Raw genomic sequence first — 19964 nt, forward strand, 5'->3', positions numbered from 1 at the left:
AGCAAGCCTCGGCGGTCGCGCGGGCCGGGCGAGGGCTGCGCGGGCGCGCCAGCAGCCACAAAGCGGCGCCTGGCGCCGGCCGACCCGGGGCCGGCTGCAGGTGCGCCGGGCCGGCAGCGGCGCGCGTCAACGGCGGGCGAAGAGCGGCTGCTCGTAGTGCGCCACCCGGGTCGCGCGGCCCGCGATGCAGACCTCGCGGAACTGGTACAGCACCGCCGCGGTGGGGGCGGCGATCCAGCCGTGGCCCACGGGCATGCGCAGCACCGGCCGCGCCGCGTCGTCCGACGGCTCCAGCATCGGGGCATCGCCGCGCATGAACTCGCCCACCGGAATGCGATGGATGCTGGCCACCTCGGCGGGGTTGGGCGTGAGGTCGCGCGCCTCGCCTGCCCACACGACCACCGGCGTGATGACGAAGCCGGAGTGGGTGACGAAGTCGTCCAGCACGCCCAGCACGGCGTCGCCGGCCAGGGCCAGGCCGACTTCCTCCTGCAGTTCGCGCAGCGCCGCCTGCTCGGGCGTCTCCCCTCCGTCGACGCGCCCGCCGGGCAGCGCCCACTGGCCGGGATGGTTGCCCAGCGTGGCGGCGCGGCGGGTCAGGAGCAGGGCCGCCTGGCGGCTCCAGTGGGCAGGCGCGGCGATGCCTGGCAGGTGCGCGCCCCAGCCTTCCTCGGCCACGGCCACGGCGACGGCGGCATGCCTGTGTTCGCCGTGGTGGGCACGCTGCACCGGCCAGCGGCGCAGTTGCAGCGCGATGGCGTCGCGCAGGGAATCGTCCAGCAGCATGCGGCCATTGTTGCAGCCGCGGCGGCGGCCTACTTCGGCTGTTCGTTGCCGTAGGTCCGGACCAGGTAGTCGACGATCTCCGGCATGTCGGCGTCGTCGATCGGCGCCTTGAACACGCCCTTCATGCGCTTGACCATCGCGTCCCAGTAGGGGCGCGGCGCGGTGGGCGGCTGGTACAGCATGTACTCGGCCGAGTGGCAGGCGACGCAACTGGCCTGGGCCTTGGCGTAGCCGGGCAGCGCGCTCGGCTTGAGCTGCACGGGGTCGGGCGGCAGCGTGATGGTCTTGACGGCGGCCTGTGCGCTTCCCGCGCCGAGGGCCGTGGCCAAGAGCGCAGTGGCGAGAAGGGCGGTGCGGAGGAGGGCGGTGCGCATGGTCGGCTCCTTCAGGCCGCGGTGACCTTGACGGACTCGACCACGTTGCGCATGTAGCCGGCCGGCTGCCACAGGGCCTCCATCGGCTGGCTCTGGCCCGAGCGGTTCCAGGCCCGCACGCGCAGGTCGTGGGCGCCAGGCTGTGGCGTGAAGCCGAAGGTGAACTCGCGGAACGAGTAGCGGCCCAGCTCCTGTCCGAGCGCCGCCGGTCGCCAGGTCTGGCCGCCGTCGGCCGACCAGGCGACCTCCCGGATGCCCTGGCCGCCGTCGAAGGCGATGCCGCGCACCGCCAGCGGCTGTCCCGCGCGCACCTGCGCGCCGTTGGCCACCGAGGTGATGAACGAGCGCACCGTGAAGCGGCCGATGGGGCGGGTGGCGGCCGGCGTGGTGCCCGGCTCGATGCAGGCGCAGTCGTTGTCGGGCACGCGGTAGGCCGGGTTCATCCAGAAGCCGTCGAAGACGGAGTCGATCACCTCGATGGCCGACAGGTGCTTGACCCAGTAGGTGCCGTAGTACCCCGGCACGACCAGCCGCACCGGGAAGCCATTGAGCATGGGCAGGTCGGCGCCGTTCATCTGGTAGGCGAGCAGCACCTCGCCGTCCATGGCATGCCGCATGTCCAGCGCCTTGACGAAGTCGCCGCCGCCGAACAGCGCCTGGTCGAGGCCGTCGAACGTGACCTGACGCGCCGAGTTCTTCGGCTCGGCGCGGGCGAGCACGTCCTTGAGCGGCACGCCCGTCCAGCGCGCGTTGCCCATCGCGCCGTTGGCCAGCTGGCCGCCGGTGACGCGTGGGTTGAACAGGCCGCGGCTGTTGCCCGAGCACTGGTTCACGGCCACGATCTCCACCGGCTTGAACTGCGTGCGCAGGTCCTGCATGGTCAGCTTGAACGGCTTGCCCACCGCGTTGCCGCCGATGGCGATGGTGTGGCGGTCACCGTCGATCGAGGTGGGCAGCCCCGCGTTGTGGTACCGGACGAAGAAGGCGTCGTTGGGCGTCAGCAGGCCGTCGTTGAACACCTCGAACGGCGTCTCCAGCTGCGGCGGCCGGGTGGTCAGCACGATCAGCGGCCGTTTCTCCGGGAAGGCGGCGAGCGCGCGGCGGCCGTTCGCGAGCGGCAGGTCCACCGTGCTGCCTTGCGCGAAGGCCCCGCGCCAGGGGCCCAGGCCGCCCGCGAGCGCGGCCCCCGTGGCGGCCACGAGCCGCCTGCGCCATCCATCGATCTCGTCCATGGGATCACCTCCTGCAAGGGATGCGGGCAGTGTTCCTCGCTTTGTGCCGGCGCGGAACTCCGGACAGACCCCGATGCCGCCGATCAGCTTCGCGCCGCGCGGCCGAGGTGCGTGCCGCTGTCGAGCAGGAGCAACTCGCCCGTCACGGTGCGCGCGCCGTCGACCAGCCAGACGATCGCCTCGGCGACGTCCTCGGGCGTGCAGGCGCGCCCGAGCGGCACGTCCGCCTCGTAGGCGCGCCGCACCTTCTCGTAGCCTTCCTCGCCGATCCCGCGCGCGAACCAGCGCGAGGTGATCAGGCCGGGGCAGACGGCGTTGACGCGCACGTCCGGCGCGAGCGAACGCGCCAGGTGCAGCGTCATGGCATTCAGGGCCCCCTTGGACGCGATGTAGGGCACCGACGAGCCGATGCCCAGCGCGCCGGCGACGGACGAGACGTTGACGATCGAGCCCTTGGCCGCGCGCAGGTGCGGCAGCGCGGCGCGCACCATCTGGAACGTGCCGACGGTGTTGACGCCCAGGATCTTCTGGAAGGCCGCGGCGTCCAGCGCATCCCAGCTGGCCGACTGGCCGAAGACCGAGATGCCCGCGTTGTTGACCAGCGCATCGAGGCGCCCCCAGCGGTCGACGGCGGCCTGCACGAGGCGGCGGCAGTCGGCGTCGTCGGCCACGTCGGCCTGCAGCAACAGCACGTCGGCGCCGGCGGCCCGGCACGCGGCGGCGCTCTCCTGCGCTTCCTTCTCGCTGCGCGAGTAGTTGACGACGACGTCGTAGCCGCGGCCCGCCAGTGCCAGGGCGGTGGCGGCGCCGACGCCGGTGCCCGAGCCGGTGATGAGGGCGGTCTTGCGCTGGGTCATGGGGTTCCTCGCATGGGTGCCGCAGTCTAGGCGCTGCGGGCCGGTGGACGCCACCGCGGGGCGGGAAGGCTTGCCCACGGATGAGCCAGACATTACAATGTTATTACCCTAACCGACGATCCCATGCCGACCTCTCCCGCACGCTTCACCTTCCTGCTCGATCCGCAGTTGAAGCAGGCTTTCGAGAAGCTTTGCGAGGCGCAGGACATCACTGCGTCGCAGATGATGCGCCAGCTGATCAAGAGCCACCTCGCCGCCCATGGCGCGCGACCGGCCGCACCGGGCTCGGGCCGGCACCGCACCCGCCGCGACGAATAGCCGATGCCCTGGCGGCCGCGCCACGATCGAGTTCGAATTAGAATTTGATGCACATTCGAGGTGCCCGTGGAGATGCAACTCAAGACCGCCCGGCTGACGGTGCTGCTCGACCCGTCGAGGAAGCTCGAGTTCGAGCGGGTGTGCCAGGAAGACGACGTGACCCCGTCGCAGGTGCTGCGCCACCTGATCCGCGATTACATCCAGGCGCATGCGGTGCCGGCGCTCCCCGTCGCCCGCGCGTCGCGCGCCCGGCCGGCGCGCAAGCCCGCCACCCCCGTCAAGGCGCAGACCGCTGCGGCCCCGCGCCGGGCCAGCAGCCGCGCAGGCTGACTCCCGCGCAGCGCGCGTCGCGGATACTTCCGCGATGTCCGCTCCTTCCAGTCCGTCCCCCACGCTCCACCTGCGCCGCGGCGAGCCGCGCGACCTGCAGGCCATCACCGGCTTCAACCGCGCCATGGCGCTCGAGACCGAGGGCCGCCGGCTCCAGGACGAGCGCTCGCTCGCCGGCGTGCGCCGCATGCTGGGCGACCCGGGCCTGGGCTTCTACCTGGTGGCCGAACGCGATGGCGAAGTGGTGGGCTCGCTCATGGTGACCTTCGAGTGGAGCGACTGGCGCGACGGCCTGTTCTGGTGGATCCAGAGCGTGTACGTGCGGCCCGAGGCGCGCCGCCAGGGCGTGTTCCGCGCCCTGTACGGCCATGTCGCGGGGCTTGCGATGGCCGACGAGCGCGTGTGCGGCCTGCGGCTGTACGTCGAGGCGGAGAACCGGCGCGCCCAGCAGACGTATGCGGCGCTCGGCATGGAGCGCACGCACTACCAGCTGTACGAGCAGGAGCGCCCCGGCGCGTCGTTCTTCGACTGAGGGCGGCGGCCGGGCGTCGGGCCTCCGGGCCCGCGCCGCCCGAGACTGTGTCGGACCGCCATCGGGTGCAGGGCATCGGGGCCGCAGTCTTCACACGTAGTGGAACGCCACACCACGATGCGCGATGCAATTCGTCGAAGCGGGCGCGCCCGGCATCAACCTTGCTGCTTGGATCGCAGTTTTAGGGGTTTGCACTAATCACCAAGGGCGGGTTCGCCCAGCTTTGGTGCAAGACGGGTGGGTCGGGAACTTTATACTCGCCGGTTGTCCTGCGCTGCACAACAGTGGCCGGATAGCCAGCCCCACCCTACCCGGTGAGGCCTCTCTCTTTCGCGTTCACAAAGGAATGATTTTGCGGTCCGTTTCCCTGCGCATCCTCGTAGCCGCCGCGACGCTGGCGCTCACAACCCTCGGTGCCCCAATCGCTCACGCGCAAGCGCAGACGGCACCCTCCGCCCCGGCCGCCAGTGCTGCCGCCGAGCCCGCTCCCGCGACCGCACCGGCCGCCGTGGCACCCGCCGCATCGCAGCCTGCCGCCGCCAAGAACGGTGAGGCCCTCGACAACCCGTACGGCATCGAGGCCCTCTGGAAGGGCTCCGACGTCATCGCCCGTTCCGTGCTGATCCTGCTGGCCATCATGAGCGCCGGCAGCTGGTACATCCTGGTGGTCAAGCTGCTGGAGCAGACCAAGCTGGCCCGCGCCGCCCGCACCGCCCAGGCCAAGTTCTGGCAGGCCGGCACGCTGCGCGACGGCGTCAACTCGCTGGAGAAGAACAGCGCCTACCGCTTCATCGCCGACTCGGGCGTCAGCGCCACCGAGGACCACGCCGGCCTGAAGAAGCACATTCCGATGGAAGACTGGATCTCGATGAACGTGCAAGGCGCCGTCGACCGCGTCCAGGCCAGCACCCAGAAGGGCCTGGCGTTCCTGGCCACCGTCGGCTCCACCTCCCCCTTCGTCGGCCTGTTCGGCACGGTGTGGGGCATCTATCACGCGCTCACCGCGATCGGCATCTCCGGCCAGGCGTCCATCGACAAGGTGGCCGGCCCCGTGGGCGAGGCGCTGATCATGACCGCCATCGGCCTGGCCGTCGCGATTCCCGCGGTGCTGGCGTACAACTGGCTCGCCCGCCGCAACAAGGCCATCATGGACGAGGTGCGCGAGTTCAGCGGCGAGCTGAACGCCGTGATCGTCGGTTCCGCAGGCCGCGCCTGATCGCCGGCCTTTAAGGGAGCATTCCCATGGCCATGGCAGTTGGGTCGTCGGAAGACGACGACGACGCAGTCATTTCCGCCATCAACACCACGCCCCTCGTGGACGTGATGCTGGTGCTGCTGATCATCTTCCTGATCACCATCCCGGTGGTCACCACCTCCATTCCGGTGCAGCTCCCCAAGGAGCGCGTGGAGGTGCGGGAGACCAAGCCCGAGAACATCGTGATCTCGGTCGACCCCGCGGGCAACGTGTTCTGGTACGACACCCGCGTGAACGATGTGGAGAACCTGGTCGGCCGCCTGAAGAAGGTGGCCACCATGAAGCCGCAGCCCGAGGTGCACATCCGCGGCGACAAGGATGGCAAGTACAACGGCGTCGGCAAGGTGCTGTATGCCTGCCAGCGCGCCGGCATCACCAAGGTCGCCTTCATCACCGAACCGCCCCCGCTGGGCGGCTGACGGAGGCACACACATGCTGCGTAACAAGAAGCCGATCCGGAGCATGCGCGCCGCGCACGCCGACCCGGAGCCGATGATGGACATCAACACCACGCCGCTGATCGACGTGATGCTGGTGCTCCTGGTGATGCTGATCATCACGATCCCGATCCAGCTGCACGCGGTCAACCTGGAGCTGCCCGTGGGCACGCCCCCGAACGACTCGATCAAGCCGGAGAAGATCCAGATCGACATCGACGAGAAGAGCACGGTGTACTGGCAGGGCCTGCCCGTCACGCCCGCCGAGCTCGACCAGAAGATGACGGAGCTGGGCAAGCTGCCCGTGCCGCCGGACATCCACGTTCGCCCGAACAAGGATGCCCAGTACGCCGTCTTCGCCAACGTCCTGTCCACCTCCAAACGCAAGGGGCTGTCGAAGCTGGCCGTCATCGGCAGCGAGCAGTTCGTCCAATGACCACCACCACCGTTCACGACCGCCGCCGCTATCCCGGCGCGGACCCGAAGCGGCGCACGGTCGGCTGGATCGTCGTCGCGCTGCTGCACATCCTGATCGCCTGGGCGCTCATCACGGGCACCGCCCGCAAGGGCCTGGAGTTGATCAAGAAGCCGATGGAAGCCGCGGTGATCCAGGAAGTGATCATCCCGCCGCCGCCTCCGCCGCCCCCGCCGCCCAAGAAGATCGAGACCCCCAAGCAGATCGAGCAGCCCAAGGCCCCGCCGCCGCCGTTCATCCCGCCGCCGGAGGTCACGCCGCCGACCACGACCGCCCCGGTCGTGCAGTCGGTGCAGGCGCCGCCCCCGGCGCCGCCGGTGATCGCGCCGCCGCCGCCCCCCGCGGCGCCGGCCGGCCCGACGCGCGGCGACATGGGCGTGGTCTGCCCCACGCAGGTCAAGCCGGACATGCCCAAGCAGGCGCTGCGCGAAGGCATCGAAGGCGACGTGACGGCCCAGGCCCTGATCCGCAACGGCCAGGTCGTCGAGGTCACGATCCTGTCCGGCCCGCGCGTGTTCCACAACTCGGTTCGCCAGGCGATGATGCAGTACCGCTGCATCAGCGGCCCGGGCGAGGTCGTGGCCACCCAGGTGTTCGGCTTCAAGGTCGAATAAGCGCTCGCCGCGACCCCTCCGAAGAGGGCGGCTTCCGAGAGGAGGCCGCCCTTTTTTCATGCGTGCGCGCACGCTGCGCGAAGTGCTGATGTATTTCGACAACAGACGGCGCCGAACACGCGTTTCCCCAAGTGACCGTTTGACACAGCTGTGTCACAGTGGAGAACGGGAGGCGGAGTGTTCGGCACAACTGCACTCGGCCCACCATCAGGCGAGCCCCCGGCCTTTCAGGGCGGGCGGATCGAAATAGTCAACGGTCTGGAGTCAACATGAAAAGCGGCACCACGGTGTTCCAAAGGACACAGGTCGCACGCGCTGTCATCACAGCGCTCTGCGGCACTGCATCCCTGTTCATCGCGCAGGAAACCCTTGCGCAGAACCAACAAAACCTGCAACGCGTCGAGGTCACGGGCTCGAACATCAAGCGGTCCGACAGCGAGACCGCATCCCCGATCCAGGTGATCACGCGCGACCAGATCGAGCGCACCGGCAAGCAGTCGCTGGCTGAAGTCCTGCAGGAACTGCCCTTCAACAACAACGGCAGCGTGCCGACCACCTTCGGCATCGGCTTCGCCGCCGGCGGCTCGGGCGTGTCCATGCGCGGCCTCGGCGCCAACGCCACCCTGGTCCTGATCAACGGCCGCCGCATCGCCCCGTACGGCCTGGCCGACGACGGCCAGCGCAACTTCGCCGACCTCAGCTCCATTCCCCTGGACCTGGTCGAGCGCGTCGAAGTGCTCAAGGACGGCGCCTCCGCCATCTACGGCTCCGACGCCCTGGGCGGCGTGGTCAACATCATCCTGCGCAAGGAGTTCAACGGTTTTGCCGCTTCCGGCACCGTGGGCACCTCGCGCTACGGCGATGCCAACAAGCAGCGCGCTTCGCTGACCGGCGGCATGACCCGCGGCGACGTGTCCGGTTTCCTGAACCTGGAAGTCAGCAACCAGGACCAGCTGAAGCAGAAGGACCGCACCGGCAAGCGTGAGTTCCTCGGCGTGGCCGACCTCACCCCCTACGGCTACACCCCGCTGGGCACCGGCATCACCCAGGTGCGCGGCTACCAGGTCAGCAACACCTCGGTCAGCGCCAGCCCCACCGGCTGGGCGCGCGCCGTGACCGGCCCCTTCAGCGCCACCGGCACCAGCCCGTACGTGCAGCTGGGCGGCGCAGGCAACTGCGTGGCCAGCCCCTCGCAGCTCGCGCAGGTCAATGCGCGTCCCGCCTGCCTGTGGAACGTCTTCGACTACGAAGACATCATCCCGGCCGAGAAGAAGATCAACCTGTTCGGCCGCGGCACGCTGAAGATCAACGCCGACAACGAGGCTTACGTCGAAGCCGGCATCTTCAACTCGCAGGTCAAGACGCACTACACGCCGGCGTCGGTGTCCAGCACCTGGGTGAACCCGGCCACCAACGCCGTGATGGACAACACGTTCATCACGATGGGCCCGGCGCATCCGGACAACCCGTTCCCGGGCAGCTACTCGCGCCTGCGCTACGTCACCGCCGACCTCGGCGGCCGCAACGGCAACTACGACACGACGACGTCGCGTTTCCTCGCCGGCCTGAAGGGCACCGTGGCGAGCTGGGACTACGACACCGGCCTGCTGTACACCGAGAGCCAGACCAAGGTCGAGCGCAGCGGCTACATCCGCAACAGCGTCCTGCGTCCCGCCCTCGACGGCACCGGCCCCTATGGCTACTACCGCCTGGGCGTCAATTCCGGCCTGAACTCGCCGGCCCTGATCGCCGCGCTGTCCCCGAAGCTCAACAACAAGACCAAGACCTCGGTCACGTCGCTCGACTTCCACGCCTCGCGTGAGCTGATGAAGCTCGCGGGCGGCAACATGGGCATCGCCGTCGGCGCCGAAATCCGCCAGGAAAAGCTGAACAGCCCCCCGACCCCGTACACCGACACCGGTGACATCGTGGGCCTGGGCTACTCGGCCTTCAAGCAGTCGCGCAACGTGTCCGCCATCTTCGCGGAAGTGGTGGCCCCGGTCACCAAGACCCTCGAACTGAGCGCCGCCGCCCGCGCCGACCGCTACTCCGACTGGGGTTCGGTGGTCACGCCGAAGGTGGGCTTCAAGTGGCAAGCGCTCAACCCGCTGATGGTCCGCGGCTCGTACGCCGAAGGCTTCCGCGCCCCGGGCGCCGCCGAAAGCGGCAACAGCTCGGTGTCGGCCTTCACCTCGTACGTCGACCCGGTCCGCTGCCCGGGCGGCACCCCGCTGCCGGGCGCCCTGGCGACCGATTGCGGCGCCGGCCAGACCTCGGTGTTCTCGGTGGGCAACAAGGCCATCAAGCCCGAGAAGTCCAAGAGCTGGAACTTCGGCCTGGTGATCGAGCCCACGCGCAACTTCAACGTTGCCCTGGACTTCTGGCAGATCGAGCGCAAGAACGAGATCATCGGCGCCGACGTCCAGTCCGTGCTGAACAACCCGAGCGGCTACCCCGGTTCGACGATCGTGCGTGACCCGTCCACGGCCCTGGCCGGCGTGCCCAACTCGGGCGTGCTGCTGTCCGTGTCGGCCCCGTACGAGAACGGCCCGAAGACGGTGACCAACGGCTTTGACCTCGACATGCGCTTCCGCCAGCCCGACGCGTTCGCCAACGGCGTGCGTCTGACCGGTGGCATGACCCTGTCGTTCATCAACCGCTTCCGCCGCACCAACCCGGACGGCACGACGCTCGACTACGCCGGCACCTACGGCCCGACCGCGCTCTCCAGCTCGGCCGGCATGCCGCGCGCCCGTGGTTCGTTCGACCTGACGGCTGCCGCCGGTCCCTGGTCGGTGACGGGCCGCGTCAACTACGTCAGCGGCATCCGCGTGATCGAGAGCCGCCAGGATCCCACCTGCCTGGCCCACGACAGCAACGGCAACGACTTCAACGCCGGCTGCCGCGTGCCCGCGTTCTCGACGTTCGACCTGTTCGGCTCCTACAAGATCACCAAGCAGCTCGAGCTGACCGGCTCGGTGCTGAACGTGTTCGATCGCGTGGCGCACCTCGACCCGCAGGCCTCCTACGGCACGACGTTCTACAACCCCAGCTACAGCATGCAGGGTGTGGTCGGCCGCTACTACCAGGTCGGCGTGAAGTACCGCTTCCAGTGATCGGTCGGCTGCTTCGGCAGCCTTCCATCCGGAACGCCCAACGGAAAAGCCCGCTGCTCGCGCAGCGGGCTTTTTTCATGGGTCCAGTGTCGTGACGCGGGCTGCCTCGGCAGCCCGCGCCGCTGGGCTTCGGTCCCGACGGTGTCCTACAGCTGGCACAGCGCACCGCGCTTATGGTCCGCCGGCCCAGCCAAGCACGAACCCGATTCGAGGACCCCATGACCAAGCCTTCCCGACCGGCGAGCAAGTCGCCCAGCAAGCCAGACGCCGCGGCCAAAGCGGCTGCCCGCAACACCGATAGCGGCCCCGCCGCGCCGGGCGCCGCGGCCGGCGACCTGCCGGCCCGCAAGATGGCCGAGGCCGAGCAACTGGCGGCCGGCATGCCCGCCAATGCCAACAAGCCCAAGGAACACGGCCTGCAAGGCGGCCTGCAGCCCGCGGCCGGTGCGACGGTCGAGCCGCCGAGCCGGCTGCCGCTGGGCAGCACGCTGTCGGAGGAGAACGGCTCGGCCAAGACGGGCAGCGTCGCGCCCGAAGGTTTGAACGCCACCATCGAGCCGCTGGACCGGGTGCGCGTCGATGCCGCCGGCCAGGTGCTCACCACCAACCTCGGCGTGCCCATCGCCGACAACCAGAACTCGCTCAAGCACGGCCTGCGCGGGCCCGCGCTGCTCGAGGACTTCATCCTGCGCGAGAAGATCACGCACTTCGACCACGAGCGCATCCCCGAGCGCATCGTGCACGCCCGCGGCTCGGCCGCGCACGGCTTCTTCGAGTGCTACGAGCCGCTGACCAAGTACACCAAGGCGGCGCCGTTCCGCGAGAAGGGCAAGGTCACCCCGGTGTTCGTGCGCTTTTCGACCGTGGCAGGCGAGCGTGGCTCCAAGGACACGGCGCGCGACGTGCGCGGCTTCGCGGTGAAGTTCTACACCGACGAGGGCAACTGGGACCTGGTGGGCAACAACATGCCGGTGTTCTTCATCCAGGACGCGATGAAGTTCCCGGACCTGGTGCACGCGGTCAAGACCGAGCCGCACCACGGCATGCCGCAGGCGGCCAGCGCGCACGACACCTTCTGGGACTTCGTGTCGCTCATGCCCGAGAGCACGCACATGCTGATGTGGGTGATGTCCGACCGCGCCATCCCGCGCAGCTTCGCGACCATGCAGGGCTTCGGCGTGCACACCTTCCGGCTCGTGAACGAGCAGGGCGAGTCGGTGTTCTGCAAGTTCCACTGGCAGCCGACGGCGGGCACGCACTCGCTGGTGTGGGACGAGGCGGTGAAGATCTCCGGCGCCGACCCCGACTTCCACCGCCGCGACCTGTGGGAGCGCATCGAGGCCGGCGCCTACCCCGAATACGAGCTGGGCGTGCAGATCTTCACCGAGGAACAGGCCGAGGGCTTCTCGTTCGACATCCTCGACGCCACCAAGATCGTGCCCGAGGAACTGGTGCCCATCACGCCGGTGGGCCGCATGGTCCTGAACCGCAACCCGGACAACTTCTTCGCCGAGACCGAGCAGGTGGCGTACTGCACGGCCAACGTCGTGCCCGGCATCGACTTCTCCAACGACCCGCTGCTGGCCGGGCGCATCCACTCGTACGTGGACACGCAGCTGTCGCGCCTGGGCGGGCCCAACTTCCACGAGATCCCGATCAACGCGCCGATCCGGCCGGTGCACAACAACCAGCGCGACGGCCTGCACCGGCAGGCCATCCACCGCGGCCGCGTCGCCTATGAGCCGAACTCGCTCGCCGGCGGCTGCCCGTTCCAGGCCGGCGCGGCCCAGGGCTTCGTCACCTTCCCGGCCCGGCTGCGGGCGCAAGAGGAACAGGTCAAGGTGCGAGGCAAGCCCGAGAAGTTCGCCGACCACTACACCCAGGCCCGGCTGTTCTTCGACAGCCAGGCGCCGGTGGAGCAGGCCCACATCGAGGCCGCGTTCCGCTTCGAGCTGAGCAAGGTGACGGTGCCCGCGATCCGCGTGCGCGTGGTCTCCATGCTGCGCAACGTCAACGAGGGGCTGGCGGAGCGGCTGGCGCAGGACCTGGGCATGGCGCAGGTGCCGCCGCCCATGCCGCTGGCGATCGACCAGGTCGCGCCGCCCGAGGTCACCGTCTCCAAGGCGCTGTCGCTGTTCGCGCGGCCGGGCGACGGCAGCCTGCAGGGCCGCAAGGTGGCGATCGTGGTCGCGCCCGGCGTGGAATCGGCCTCGATCGCCGAGGTCCAGCAGGCGCTCGTCGCCGAAGGCGCGGTGGCGCGCCTCATGGGCCCGCGCATCGGGCCCGTGGCCGGCGCCGACGGCACGGCGTTCGATGCCGACGTGTCGCTGGAGAACGAGCCGGGCTTCCTGTTCGACGCGCTGGTGCTGCCCGACGGCAAGGCGGCGGTGAACCTGCTGGCCGAGAACGGCCGCGTCCTGGAGCACCTGAAGGACCAGCACCGGCACTGCAAGCCGATCCTCGTGCTGGGGGCTTCGTCGGCGCTGCTGACCGCGGCCAACGTCAGCGCCACCTTGCCCGATGGCGGCGAGGACGAGGCGCTGGTCGTCGCCGAGGGCAAGCAGGCCGCGCAGGGCATCGAGCGGTTCATCGCGGCGATGCGCAAGCACCGCCACTTCGAGCGCGAGACCGACCCGCCGCGCGTGTGAGGGCGTTCAGGCCGGCTGGGGCAGCTTGCGCACGTGGCGCAGGCCGCTGAAGGCCAGGCCGAGCGCGGCGAGCAGAAGCGATGCGCAGCCGCCGGCGCCCAGCGCCCAGCGCAGGCCCACGTGCTCGCCCACCCAGCCGCCCAGCAGCGCGCCCACGGGGGCCGGCAGCAGGATCAGCCAGCGCATGGTGCTGGTCATGCGGCCCAGCAGCGGCTGCGGCGTCACGGCCTGCCGCAGCGCGAGGAAGTTGATGAAGATCAGCACCGCGCCGGCGCCGAAGCACACCAGCATCAGCACGAAGCTCAGGACGCCCCAGCGGCCCACCGGCGTGAGCGCCAGCTGCAGCCAGCCCAGGCCCGTCACCGTGAACCCCAGCAGCAGGCACTGCCCGACGCCGATGCGCGCGGACAGCCGGTGGCCGAAGACGCCGGCGCTCACGGTGCCGACGCCCAGGCCGACGTAGCACAGGCCGAGCTGGCGCTCGTTCAGTCCCAGCTCGCGGGTGGCGAACAGGATCTGCACCACCATCGCCGTGTGGTGGCACAACTGCCAGCCGCCCACCAGCAGGGCGAGCACGACCAGCAGCCGCGTGCCGGCGACGAATCGCAGGCCCTCCTGCAGCGCGGCGCGGAAGGCGCCCTTGACCAGCGCATGCGTCGGCTCCTCCACGCGCAGGCCGCGCAGGATGGTGACGCTGACGGCCAGGATGGCGGCGTTCGCCAGCAGGGCCATCGGCGCGCCCACCAGGCGGATCAGCGCGCCGGCGGCGCCCGGGCCCGTGACCTCGGCGAACGAGCCGGCGAGGGCGTTCTTCGCGTGCGCCTCGACCAGCCGGGGCCGCGGCACGATCTGGGTCAGCACGATCTGCGCGGCGCTGCCGGCGATCACCGACACGCTGCCGATCAGGAACGCCACGCCGTAGAGGAAGGGCATGCCCAGCAGGCCCAGCGCCCAGGCCGCCGGCACGCTGGCCAGCGCGAAGGCGACCATGGCCTCGCCCGTCACGTACACGGGCAGCTTGCGGATGCGATCGAGCCACACGCCGGCAGGCAGCGAGAACAGCACGAAGGGCGCGAGCTCCATCGCCGTGAGCCAGCCCATCTGCGTCGGCGTCGCGTGCAGCAGCACGGCCGCGGCCAGCGGCAGCGCCAGCATGGTGATCTGGTTGCCGAACGAGCTGATGAAGACGGACAGCCACAGGCGCCGGTACAGCGGCTCGCGCAGCAGGTCGCGCGGCGAGAGCCACTGCGAGGGGGAGCGCCACCAGCCGAGGCGGCGCGCGGCGGCCCCGGTGGCGCCCGCCTCCTGCACGGCCGGTTCAGGCGCCTGCTGCATCCGTCAGTACAACCAGCAGGCCGCCTGGCTTTCGGCGTCCACCGGCTTGAGCGGCGGCACCTCGGCGGCGCAGCGGTCGAACGCGCGCGGGCAGCGGGTGCGGAACACGCAGCCCGAGGGCGGGCTGATCGGCGAGGGGATGTCGCCCTGCAGCAGCTGCACGGTCTTGGCGCGCTCGATGCGCGGGTCGGGAATCGGCACCGCGGACTGCAGCGCCTGGGTGTACGGATGGCGCGGGTTCGCGTACAGCGCGTGCTTCTGCGCGATCTCCATCGTTCGGCCCAGGTACATCACCAGCACGCGCTGGCTGATGTGGCGCACCACGGCGAGGTCGTGCGCGATGAAGATCAGCGACAGCTGCATCTCCTCTTGCAGGTCCTGCAGCAGGTTGATGATCTGTGCCTGGATCGACACGTCCAGCGCCGAGACCGGCTCGTCGCACACGACGAGCCTGGGGCGCAGGATCAGCGCGCGGGCGATGCCGATGCGCTGGCACTGGCCGCCCGAGAACTCGTGCGGATAGCGGTACATCTGCGACTCGGACAGTCCCACGCGCGCCAGCATCGCCTTCACGCGCGCCAGCACCTCCGCCTGCGACAGCTGCGGCTCGTGCGTGCGCAGCGGCTCGCTGACGATCTGTGCCACGTTCATGCGCGGGTTGAGCGAGGCCAGCGGGTCCTGGAAGATCATCTGCGCGTCGCGGCGCAGCTTCTGCCAGGCGGCGGGCGAGGCGCCGCGCATCTGCTGGCCCATCCAGACGATGTCGCCCTGCTGCGCGGGCACCAGGTTCAGCAGCGCCCGGGCCAGGGTGGACTTGCCGCAGCCGGACTCGCCCACGATGCCCAGCGTCTCGCCGGGGTAGACGTCCAGGCTCACGCCGTTGACGGCCTGCAGCGTGCGCCGGCCGGCCCAGGGCAGGGCGCTGTCGGCGCGCACCTGGAAGTGCACGTGCAGGTCGCGCACGGACAGCAGGGGGGATGCGTCGGTCATCGCCATCAGCGGGCACTCCAGCCGCGGCTGCGCACGTCGTCCGGCGTGCGGTGGCACGCGCGCAGCACCTGGTCGTCGTTGGCCGCTGACAGCGGCGGGCGTTCGGTGGCGCAGCGCGGCTCGGCCATCGCGCAGCGCTCGCTGAAGGGGCAGCCGGCGGGCAGCCGGGCCATGCTGGGCGGCATGCCGGGAATGGCCAGCAGCCGGTCGCCTTCGTGCTCCAGCCGCGGCGCGGCGCCGAGCAGGCCGATGGTGTACGGGTGCGTGGGCCGGTAGAAGATGTTTTCGGCGTGGCCCTGTTCCATCACGCGGCCGCCATAGAGCACCATCACCTCGTCGCACAGGCCGGCGACGACGCCCAGGTCGTGCGTGATCAGGATGATGGCGGTGCCGAACTCGCGCTGCAGGTCGCGCAGCAGCGCCATCGTCTGGGCCTGCACGGTGACGTCCAGGGCGGTGGTGGGCTCGTCGGCGATCAGCAGGTCGGGCTGGCACAGCAGCGCCATGGCGATCATGATGCGCTGCCGCATGCCGCCCGAGAACTCGTGCGGGTACATGCGGATGCGGCGCGCCGCGTCCGGGATGCGCACCTGCTCCAGCGTCTGGATGGCCAGCTGCAGCGCGCTGCGGCGCGTCAGGCCCTTGTGCAGCTCCAGCACCTCGGTCATCTGCCGCTCCACCGTGAGGTACGGATTGAGCGACGTCATCGGGTCCTGGAAGATCATGGCGATGCGGTCGCCGCGCACCTGGTTCAGGCGCTGCGGCGCCATCGCGAGCAGGTCCTCGCCCTGGAACAGCGCCTGGCCGGTGGCCCGCCCGTTGGAGGCCAGCAGGCCCATGAGCGACAGCATGCTCTGGCTCTTGCCCGAGCCGCTCTCGCCGACGATGCCCAGGGTCTGGCCGCGCTGGAGGGTGAACGACAGGCCGTTGACGGCCGACACCTCGCCGTCGGGCGTGGCAAAGCGCACGCCCAGGTCACGCACGTCGAGCAGGGGGGAAGTGGACACGGGATCGACCACGGGTCATCGCTCCTTGGGATCGAGCGCGTCGCGCAGGCCGTCGCCGATGAAGTTGAAGCAGTACAGGGTCAGCGACAGCAGGGCCGCCGGGAACAGCAGCATCCAGGGCGCCACTTCCATCACCTTGGTGCCGTCCTCGATCAGGACGCCCCAGCTGGTCATGGGCTCCTGGATGCCCAGGCCGAGGAACGACAGCACGGATTCGGTGAGGATCACCGAAGGCACGGTCACCGTGGTGTAGATGACCACGATGCCCAGCAGGTTCGGCACGATGTGCGAGGCGATGATGCGCCAGGTGGGCACGCCGGTGGCGCGCGCGGCCTCGACGAACTCGCGCGTGCGCAGCGACAGCGTCTGGCCGCGCACCACGCGGGCCATGTCCATCCACGAGAACGCCGTGATCGCCACCACCACCAGGTAGAACTCGCGCCCCAGCAGCGTGACCAGCAGGATCGCGATCAGCAGGTAGGGGATGGCGTACATCATGTCGACGAAGCGCATCATCAGCGCGTCGGTGCGCCCGCCGATGAAGCCGGCCGTGGCGCCCCAGGCGATGCCGATGGCGACCGAGGCCAGCGTCGCCAGCACGCCGACCATCAGCGAGATGCGCCCGCCGATCAGGCAGCGCACCAGCAGGTCGCGGCCGGACTCGTCGGTGCCCCACCAGTGCATGTTCTGCCAGGTGGGCGGCAGCTTCATCGCGTCCCAGTCGGTGGTGTCGAAGCCGTGCGGCAGCAGCAGCGGCCCGACGAGGCAGGCCAGCGCGATGGCGGCCAGCAGGATGACGGAGAAGACGGCGGCGCGGTTGCGCATGAAGCGCCGGCGCGCGTCGCTCCACGGGCTGCGGCCCGGGGTCGCCACGGGCGCTTGCGCCAGCAGGCCGGCCACGGCCTCTCGGTTGGTGCCCAGACTCACTTTAGGACTCCGGATAACCAGCGGCCACCGCGGAACCGGCTTTGCCGGGCCGCTGGTGGCGCCCCCTTGAGGGGGAGGCGGCCGCAGGCCGCTTCGGGGGGGAACTCATACATCAGTAACGGATCTTGGGGTCCAGCGCCGCGTAGGCGAGGTCCACCAGCAGGTTGAGCGTGACGGCGATGACGGTGATCAGCACCACGAGGCCGAGCACCAGCGTGTAGTCGCGGTTGGCGGCGCCGTTGACGATCAGCTTGCCCAGGCCGGGCAGCGAGAACACGGTCTCCGTGACGATGGCGGCGGTGATCGACGAGATGGCCAGCGGGCCGACCAGCGAGACCACGGGCAGCAGGGCCGGCTTGAGCGCGTGGCGCAGCACCACGACGCGCGTGGGCAAGCCCTTGGCGCGGGCGGTGCGGATGAAGTTGCTGTGCATCACCTCGATCAGGCTGCCGCGCATCACGCGCCCGATGGTCGAGACGTTGATGAACGTGAGCAGGGCGACCGGCATGGCCATGAAGGCGGGCTGGAAGCCGTCCCAGCCGCCGGCGGGCAGCCAGCGCAGCCAGAGCGCGAACACCAGCACCAGCACCGGGCCGATGACGAAGGAGGGCACGACGCTGCCGATGTTGGCGATGGCCATCACGGCGTAGTCGGCGACGCTGTTCTGCCGCAGCGCCGCGGCGATGCCCAGGCCGACGCCGAGGACGAAGGAGATCAGCATCGCCAGGCCGCCGATGGCGAACGAGACGGGCAGCGCCGCCGCCACCAGGTCGTTGACGGACCAGTCGGCATAGCGGAACGAGGCGCCCAGGTCGCCGTGCAGCAGGTTGTTCAGGTAGAACAGGTACTGCTTCCAGGCGGGCTGGTCCAGGTGGTACTTGGCCTGCAGGTTGGCCAGCACCGCCTCGGAGACCTGCTTGTCGCTGTCGAAGGGGCCGCCCGGCGCCGCATGCACCAGGATGTAGCAGACCGTGATGACGGCCAGCAGCGTGGGAATGGTCACCAGCAGGCGACGCAGCGTGTACGACCACATGTCGGGCAGGTCTCTCGAAAGCCGACGCCTCGCGGGTTGCGCGAGGCGTCGCGGTAAAAGCGCGTTGTGCGCGCTCAGTGCTTGATGATGTACAGGTCCTTGCTGCGGAAGCGGTCTTGCGCGTTCTGCAGCGAGTAACCGCCCACGTACGATTTTACCAGCCGGGGCAGCGAGTACTGCACCAGCGGGATGATCGGGTAGTCGTCCATGTTCATGCGCGCGGCCTGCGTCAGGAGCTGCTTGCGCTTGGCCGGATCGTCGCTCTGCTCGGCCTGCACGATCAGCTCCTCGGCCTTGCGGTTGCAGTTGAAGTTCAGGTTCTGGTCGGAGTCGCAGCGCACCAGGGCCAGGAAGTTGGTGGCGTCGTTGTAGTCGGCGATGAAGCCGTCGCGCGCCATCTGGAAGGCGCCGTCATGGCGCTTCTTGACCAGCACCTTGAACTCCATCGCCTCCAGCTCCAGGTTGATGCCCAGCTTGGTCTTCCACTCGGACTGGGCAAAGATGGCCATCTTCTTGTGGTACTCGCTCGTGTTGTACGAGAACGTGTATTTGGTGCCGGGCTGCACGCCCGCGGCGGCCAGCAGCTTCTTGGCCTCCTCGACCTTCTTCGCCATCGGCCAGCGGGCCCACTCGTATTCGACCATGTCGGCGCCTTCCATGCCCTTGACGACCAGGCCGTAGGCGGGCGTCTGGCCGTCGGCCGTGATCTTCTGCGCCAGGATGTCGCGGTCCAGCACCATCGACAGCGCCTTGCGCACGCGCACGTCCTTGAACGCCGGGTTCTGGGTCTGGAAGTCGTAGTAGCGCAGGCCGAGCATCGGCGCGTTGCGCACTTCCTTGGGGTACTTGGCCTTCAGGCCCTCGTAGGTGCCCGGGGGCAGCTGGTAGACCCACTCGTTCTGGCCGGCCTCGTACAGCTTGACGTCGGCGTTGCCGTCCTCGACGCCCAGGTACGTCACGCGCGTGAGCTGCACGTTCTTCGCATCCCAGTACTGCGGGTTCTTCTCCAGCACCACGCTGCGGTTGACCACCCACTCCTTGAGCACGTACGCGCCGTTGCTCACCATGTTGCCCGGCTTGGTCCAGTCCTTGCCGAACTTCTCGACGCTGGCCTGGTGCACCGGGCCCAGGTTGTTGTTGGACACCAGCTGCGGCAGGAACGAGACCGGGAACGCGGTCTTGATCTCCAGCGTGTGCTTGTCGGTGGCCTTGACGCCGACGTCGGCCGGCGGCTTCTTGCCCATCGCCACTTCCTTGCCGTTCTGCAGGAAGACGCCGTAGGTGGCCGCGTACTTGGACGCCGTCTTCGGGTCGAGGAAGCGGCGGATGCCGTACACCACGTCCTGCGCGGTGACCGGGTCGCCGTTGGACCACTTGGCGTTCTGGCGCAGCTTGAACACCCAGGTGGTGGCATTGACCTGCTTCCAGCTCTCGGCCAGGCCCGGGACGACCTTGCCGTCGGCGTCGTTGGCGGTGAGCGCCTCGAACAGGTCGCGGGTGATGTTGTTGGCGCCCACGGTCTCGGCGATCGCCGGGTCCAGCGACTCGGGCTCGGAGCCGTTGTTGCGGATCAGGGTCTGCGTCGGGTGCAGTTGCACGCCGGGGGGGACGACCGCCGCGAAGGCGGGGAACGCCGCGGCCAGGGCCAGGGCGAGGGCCGCGAGGCGGCCGGAAGCGATACGGGTCATGGAAAAGTCT

General features: G+C 69.7%; 19 protein-coding genes. 9 read left to right on the forward strand and 10 right to left on the reverse strand.

Annotation, left to right across the window (positions count from 1 at the left end):
* Positions 1-126: 126 nt before the first annotated feature.
* The 4 genes from AC3ANR_RS06695 to AC3ANR_RS06710 form a co-directional block, all read right to left on the reverse strand.
* Positions 127-786: an NUDIX hydrolase gene (locus AC3ANR_RS06695; protein WP_488291101.1), complete on the reverse strand. Its 660-nt coding sequence runs from the start codon at positions 784-786 to the stop codon at positions 127-129.
* Positions 787-815: 29 nt separating this feature from the next.
* Positions 816-1160, reverse strand: coding sequence for a SorB family sulfite dehydrogenase c-type cytochrome subunit (sorB, locus tag AC3ANR_RS06700; RefSeq protein ID WP_488291102.1), 345 nt, complete (start codon positions 1158-1160; stop codon positions 816-818).
* 11 nt (positions 1161-1171) lie between these two features.
* Positions 1172-2392 carry a SorA family sulfite dehydrogenase catalytic subunit gene (gene sorA / locus AC3ANR_RS06705; RefSeq protein WP_488291103.1) on the reverse strand — a complete coding sequence of 407 codons (1221 nt, stop codon included), beginning with the start codon at positions 2390-2392 and terminating at the stop codon, positions 1172-1174.
* An 83-nt stretch (positions 2393-2475) separates the two neighbouring features.
* Positions 2476-3249: an SDR family NAD(P)-dependent oxidoreductase gene (locus AC3ANR_RS06710; protein WP_488291104.1), complete on the reverse strand. Its 774-nt coding sequence runs from the start codon at positions 3247-3249 to the stop codon at positions 2476-2478.
* Between the two features lie 123 nt (positions 3250-3372).
* On the opposite strand from AC3ANR_RS06710, the gene AC3ANR_RS06715 reads away from it, so the two are divergent.
* From AC3ANR_RS06715 to AC3ANR_RS06755, 9 genes are all read left to right on the forward strand, one after another.
* Positions 3373-3567, forward strand: a complete 195-nt coding sequence (locus AC3ANR_RS06715) for a CopG family transcriptional regulator (protein WP_488291105.1) — start codon at positions 3373-3375, stop codon at positions 3565-3567.
* Positions 3568-3639: 72 nt separating this feature from the next.
* Positions 3640-3897: a CopG family transcriptional regulator gene (locus AC3ANR_RS06720; RefSeq protein WP_488291106.1), complete on the forward strand. Its 258-nt coding sequence runs from the start codon at positions 3640-3642 to the stop codon at positions 3895-3897.
* Between the two features lie 34 nt (positions 3898-3931).
* Complete coding sequence (locus AC3ANR_RS06725) at positions 3932-4429, forward strand: GNAT family N-acetyltransferase (protein ID WP_488291107.1); 498 nt, start codon at positions 3932-3934, stop codon at positions 4427-4429.
* Positions 4430-4775: 346 nt separating this feature from the next.
* Complete coding sequence (locus AC3ANR_RS06730; protein WP_488291108.1) at positions 4776-5645, forward strand: MotA/TolQ/ExbB proton channel family protein; 870 nt, start codon at positions 4776-4778, stop codon at positions 5643-5645.
* A 26-nt stretch (positions 5646-5671) separates the two neighbouring features.
* The gene (locus AC3ANR_RS06735) at positions 5672-6103 is read left to right on the forward strand and encodes an ExbD/TolR family protein (protein ID WP_488291109.1); all 432 of its coding nucleotides are present in this window, start codon (positions 5672-5674) and stop codon (positions 6101-6103) included.
* Positions 6104-6116: 13 nt separating this feature from the next.
* Entirely contained in the window at positions 6117-6557 is a 441-nt protein-coding gene (locus AC3ANR_RS06740) for an ExbD/TolR family protein (RefSeq protein WP_488291110.1), read from the forward strand.
* Positions 6554-7210, forward strand: a complete 657-nt coding sequence (locus tag AC3ANR_RS06745; protein ID WP_488291111.1) for an energy transducer TonB — start codon at positions 6554-6556, stop codon at positions 7208-7210. Before AC3ANR_RS06740 ends, AC3ANR_RS06745 begins: the two co-directional genes overlap by 4 nt.
* A 269-nt stretch (positions 7211-7479) precedes the next feature.
* Positions 7480-10326 (forward strand): TonB-dependent receptor plug domain-containing protein, encoded by a 2847-nt coding sequence (locus AC3ANR_RS06750; protein ID WP_488291112.1) that lies wholly within the window; start codon positions 7480-7482, stop codon positions 10324-10326.
* A 218-nt stretch (positions 10327-10544) separates the two neighbouring features.
* Complete coding sequence (locus AC3ANR_RS06755; RefSeq protein WP_488291113.1) at positions 10545-12974, forward strand: catalase; 2430 nt, start codon at positions 10545-10547, stop codon at positions 12972-12974.
* Positions 12975-12980: 6 nt separating this feature from the next.
* Here the strand turns inward: AC3ANR_RS06755 and AC3ANR_RS06760 are convergent, their stop codons facing one another.
* The 6 genes from AC3ANR_RS06760 to AC3ANR_RS06785 form a co-directional block, all read right to left on the reverse strand.
* Positions 12981-14309 (reverse strand): MFS transporter, encoded by a 1329-nt coding sequence (locus AC3ANR_RS06760; protein ID WP_488291114.1) that lies wholly within the window; start codon positions 14307-14309, stop codon positions 12981-12983.
* A gap of 3 nt (positions 14310-14312) precedes the next feature.
* Complete coding sequence (locus AC3ANR_RS06765; protein WP_488291760.1) at positions 14313-15299, reverse strand: oligopeptide/dipeptide ABC transporter ATP-binding protein; 987 nt, start codon at positions 15297-15299, stop codon at positions 14313-14315.
* Between the two features lie 5 nt (positions 15300-15304).
* Entirely contained in the window at positions 15305-16318 is a 1014-nt protein-coding gene (locus AC3ANR_RS06770; RefSeq protein WP_488291115.1) for an oligopeptide/dipeptide ABC transporter ATP-binding protein, read from the reverse strand.
* Positions 16319-16321: 3 nt separating this feature from the next.
* Entirely contained in the window at positions 16322-17131 is an 810-nt protein-coding gene (locus AC3ANR_RS06775) for an ABC transporter permease (RefSeq protein ID WP_488291761.1), read from the reverse strand.
* Between the two features lie 214 nt (positions 17132-17345).
* Positions 17346-18266, reverse strand: a complete 921-nt coding sequence (oppB, locus tag AC3ANR_RS06780; RefSeq protein WP_488291116.1) for an oligopeptide ABC transporter permease OppB — start codon at positions 18264-18266, stop codon at positions 17346-17348.
* 74 nt (positions 18267-18340) lie between these two features.
* A complete protein-coding gene (locus tag AC3ANR_RS06785) occupies positions 18341-19954 on the reverse strand; it encodes a peptide ABC transporter substrate-binding protein (RefSeq protein WP_488291117.1) in 1614 nt (537 codons plus the stop codon).
* Positions 19955-19964: the final 10 nt, after the last annotated feature.

This window comes from Ramlibacter sp. JJN2-2R, assembly GCF_057747835.1.

What these genes read in the sequence shown, in the direction of transcription:
- AC3ANR_RS06695 (WP_488291101.1), bottom strand. Translation starts at nt 786, where the DNA reads ATGCTGCTGGACGATTCCCTGCGCGACGCCATCGCGCTGCAACTGCGC.
- sorB (WP_488291102.1), bottom strand. Translation starts at nt 1,160, where the DNA reads ATGCGCACCGCCCTCCTCCGCACCGCCCTTCTCGCCACTGCGCTCTTG.
- sorA (WP_488291103.1), bottom strand. Translation starts at nt 2,392, where the DNA reads ATGGACGAGATCGATGGATGGCGCAGGCGGCTCGTGGCCGCCACGGGG.
- AC3ANR_RS06710 (WP_488291104.1), bottom strand. Translation starts at nt 3,249, where the DNA reads ATGACCCAGCGCAAGACCGCCCTCATCACCGGCTCGGGCACCGGCGTC.
- AC3ANR_RS06715 (WP_488291105.1), top strand. Translation starts at nt 3,373, where the DNA reads ATGCCGACCTCTCCCGCACGCTTCACCTTCCTGCTCGATCCGCAGTTG.
- AC3ANR_RS06720 (WP_488291106.1), top strand. Translation starts at nt 3,640, where the DNA reads ATGCAACTCAAGACCGCCCGGCTGACGGTGCTGCTCGACCCGTCGAGG.
- AC3ANR_RS06725 (WP_488291107.1), top strand. Translation starts at nt 3,932, where the DNA reads ATGTCCGCTCCTTCCAGTCCGTCCCCCACGCTCCACCTGCGCCGCGGC.
- AC3ANR_RS06730 (WP_488291108.1), top strand. Translation starts at nt 4,776, where the DNA reads ATGATTTTGCGGTCCGTTTCCCTGCGCATCCTCGTAGCCGCCGCGACG.
- AC3ANR_RS06735 (WP_488291109.1), top strand. Translation starts at nt 5,672, where the DNA reads ATGGCCATGGCAGTTGGGTCGTCGGAAGACGACGACGACGCAGTCATT.
- AC3ANR_RS06740 (WP_488291110.1), top strand. Translation starts at nt 6,117, where the DNA reads ATGCTGCGTAACAAGAAGCCGATCCGGAGCATGCGCGCCGCGCACGCC.
- AC3ANR_RS06745 (WP_488291111.1), top strand. Translation starts at nt 6,554, where the DNA reads ATGACCACCACCACCGTTCACGACCGCCGCCGCTATCCCGGCGCGGAC.
- AC3ANR_RS06750 (WP_488291112.1), top strand. Translation starts at nt 7,480, where the DNA reads ATGAAAAGCGGCACCACGGTGTTCCAAAGGACACAGGTCGCACGCGCT.
- AC3ANR_RS06755 (WP_488291113.1), top strand. Translation starts at nt 10,545, where the DNA reads ATGACCAAGCCTTCCCGACCGGCGAGCAAGTCGCCCAGCAAGCCAGAC.
- AC3ANR_RS06760 (WP_488291114.1), bottom strand. Translation starts at nt 14,309, where the DNA reads ATGCAGCAGGCGCCTGAACCGGCCGTGCAGGAGGCGGGCGCCACCGGG.
- AC3ANR_RS06765 (WP_488291760.1), bottom strand. Translation starts at nt 15,299, where the DNA reads ATGACCGACGCATCCCCCCTGCTGTCCGTGCGCGACCTGCACGTGCAC.
- AC3ANR_RS06775 (WP_488291761.1), bottom strand. Translation starts at nt 17,131, where the DNA reads ATGCGCAACCGCGCCGCCGTCTTCTCCGTCATCCTGCTGGCCGCCATC.
- oppB (WP_488291116.1), bottom strand. Translation starts at nt 18,266, where the DNA reads ATGTGGTCGTACACGCTGCGTCGCCTGCTGGTGACCATTCCCACGCTG.
- AC3ANR_RS06785 (WP_488291117.1), bottom strand. Translation starts at nt 19,954, where the DNA reads ATGACCCGTATCGCTTCCGGCCGCCTCGCGGCCCTCGCCCTGGCCCTG.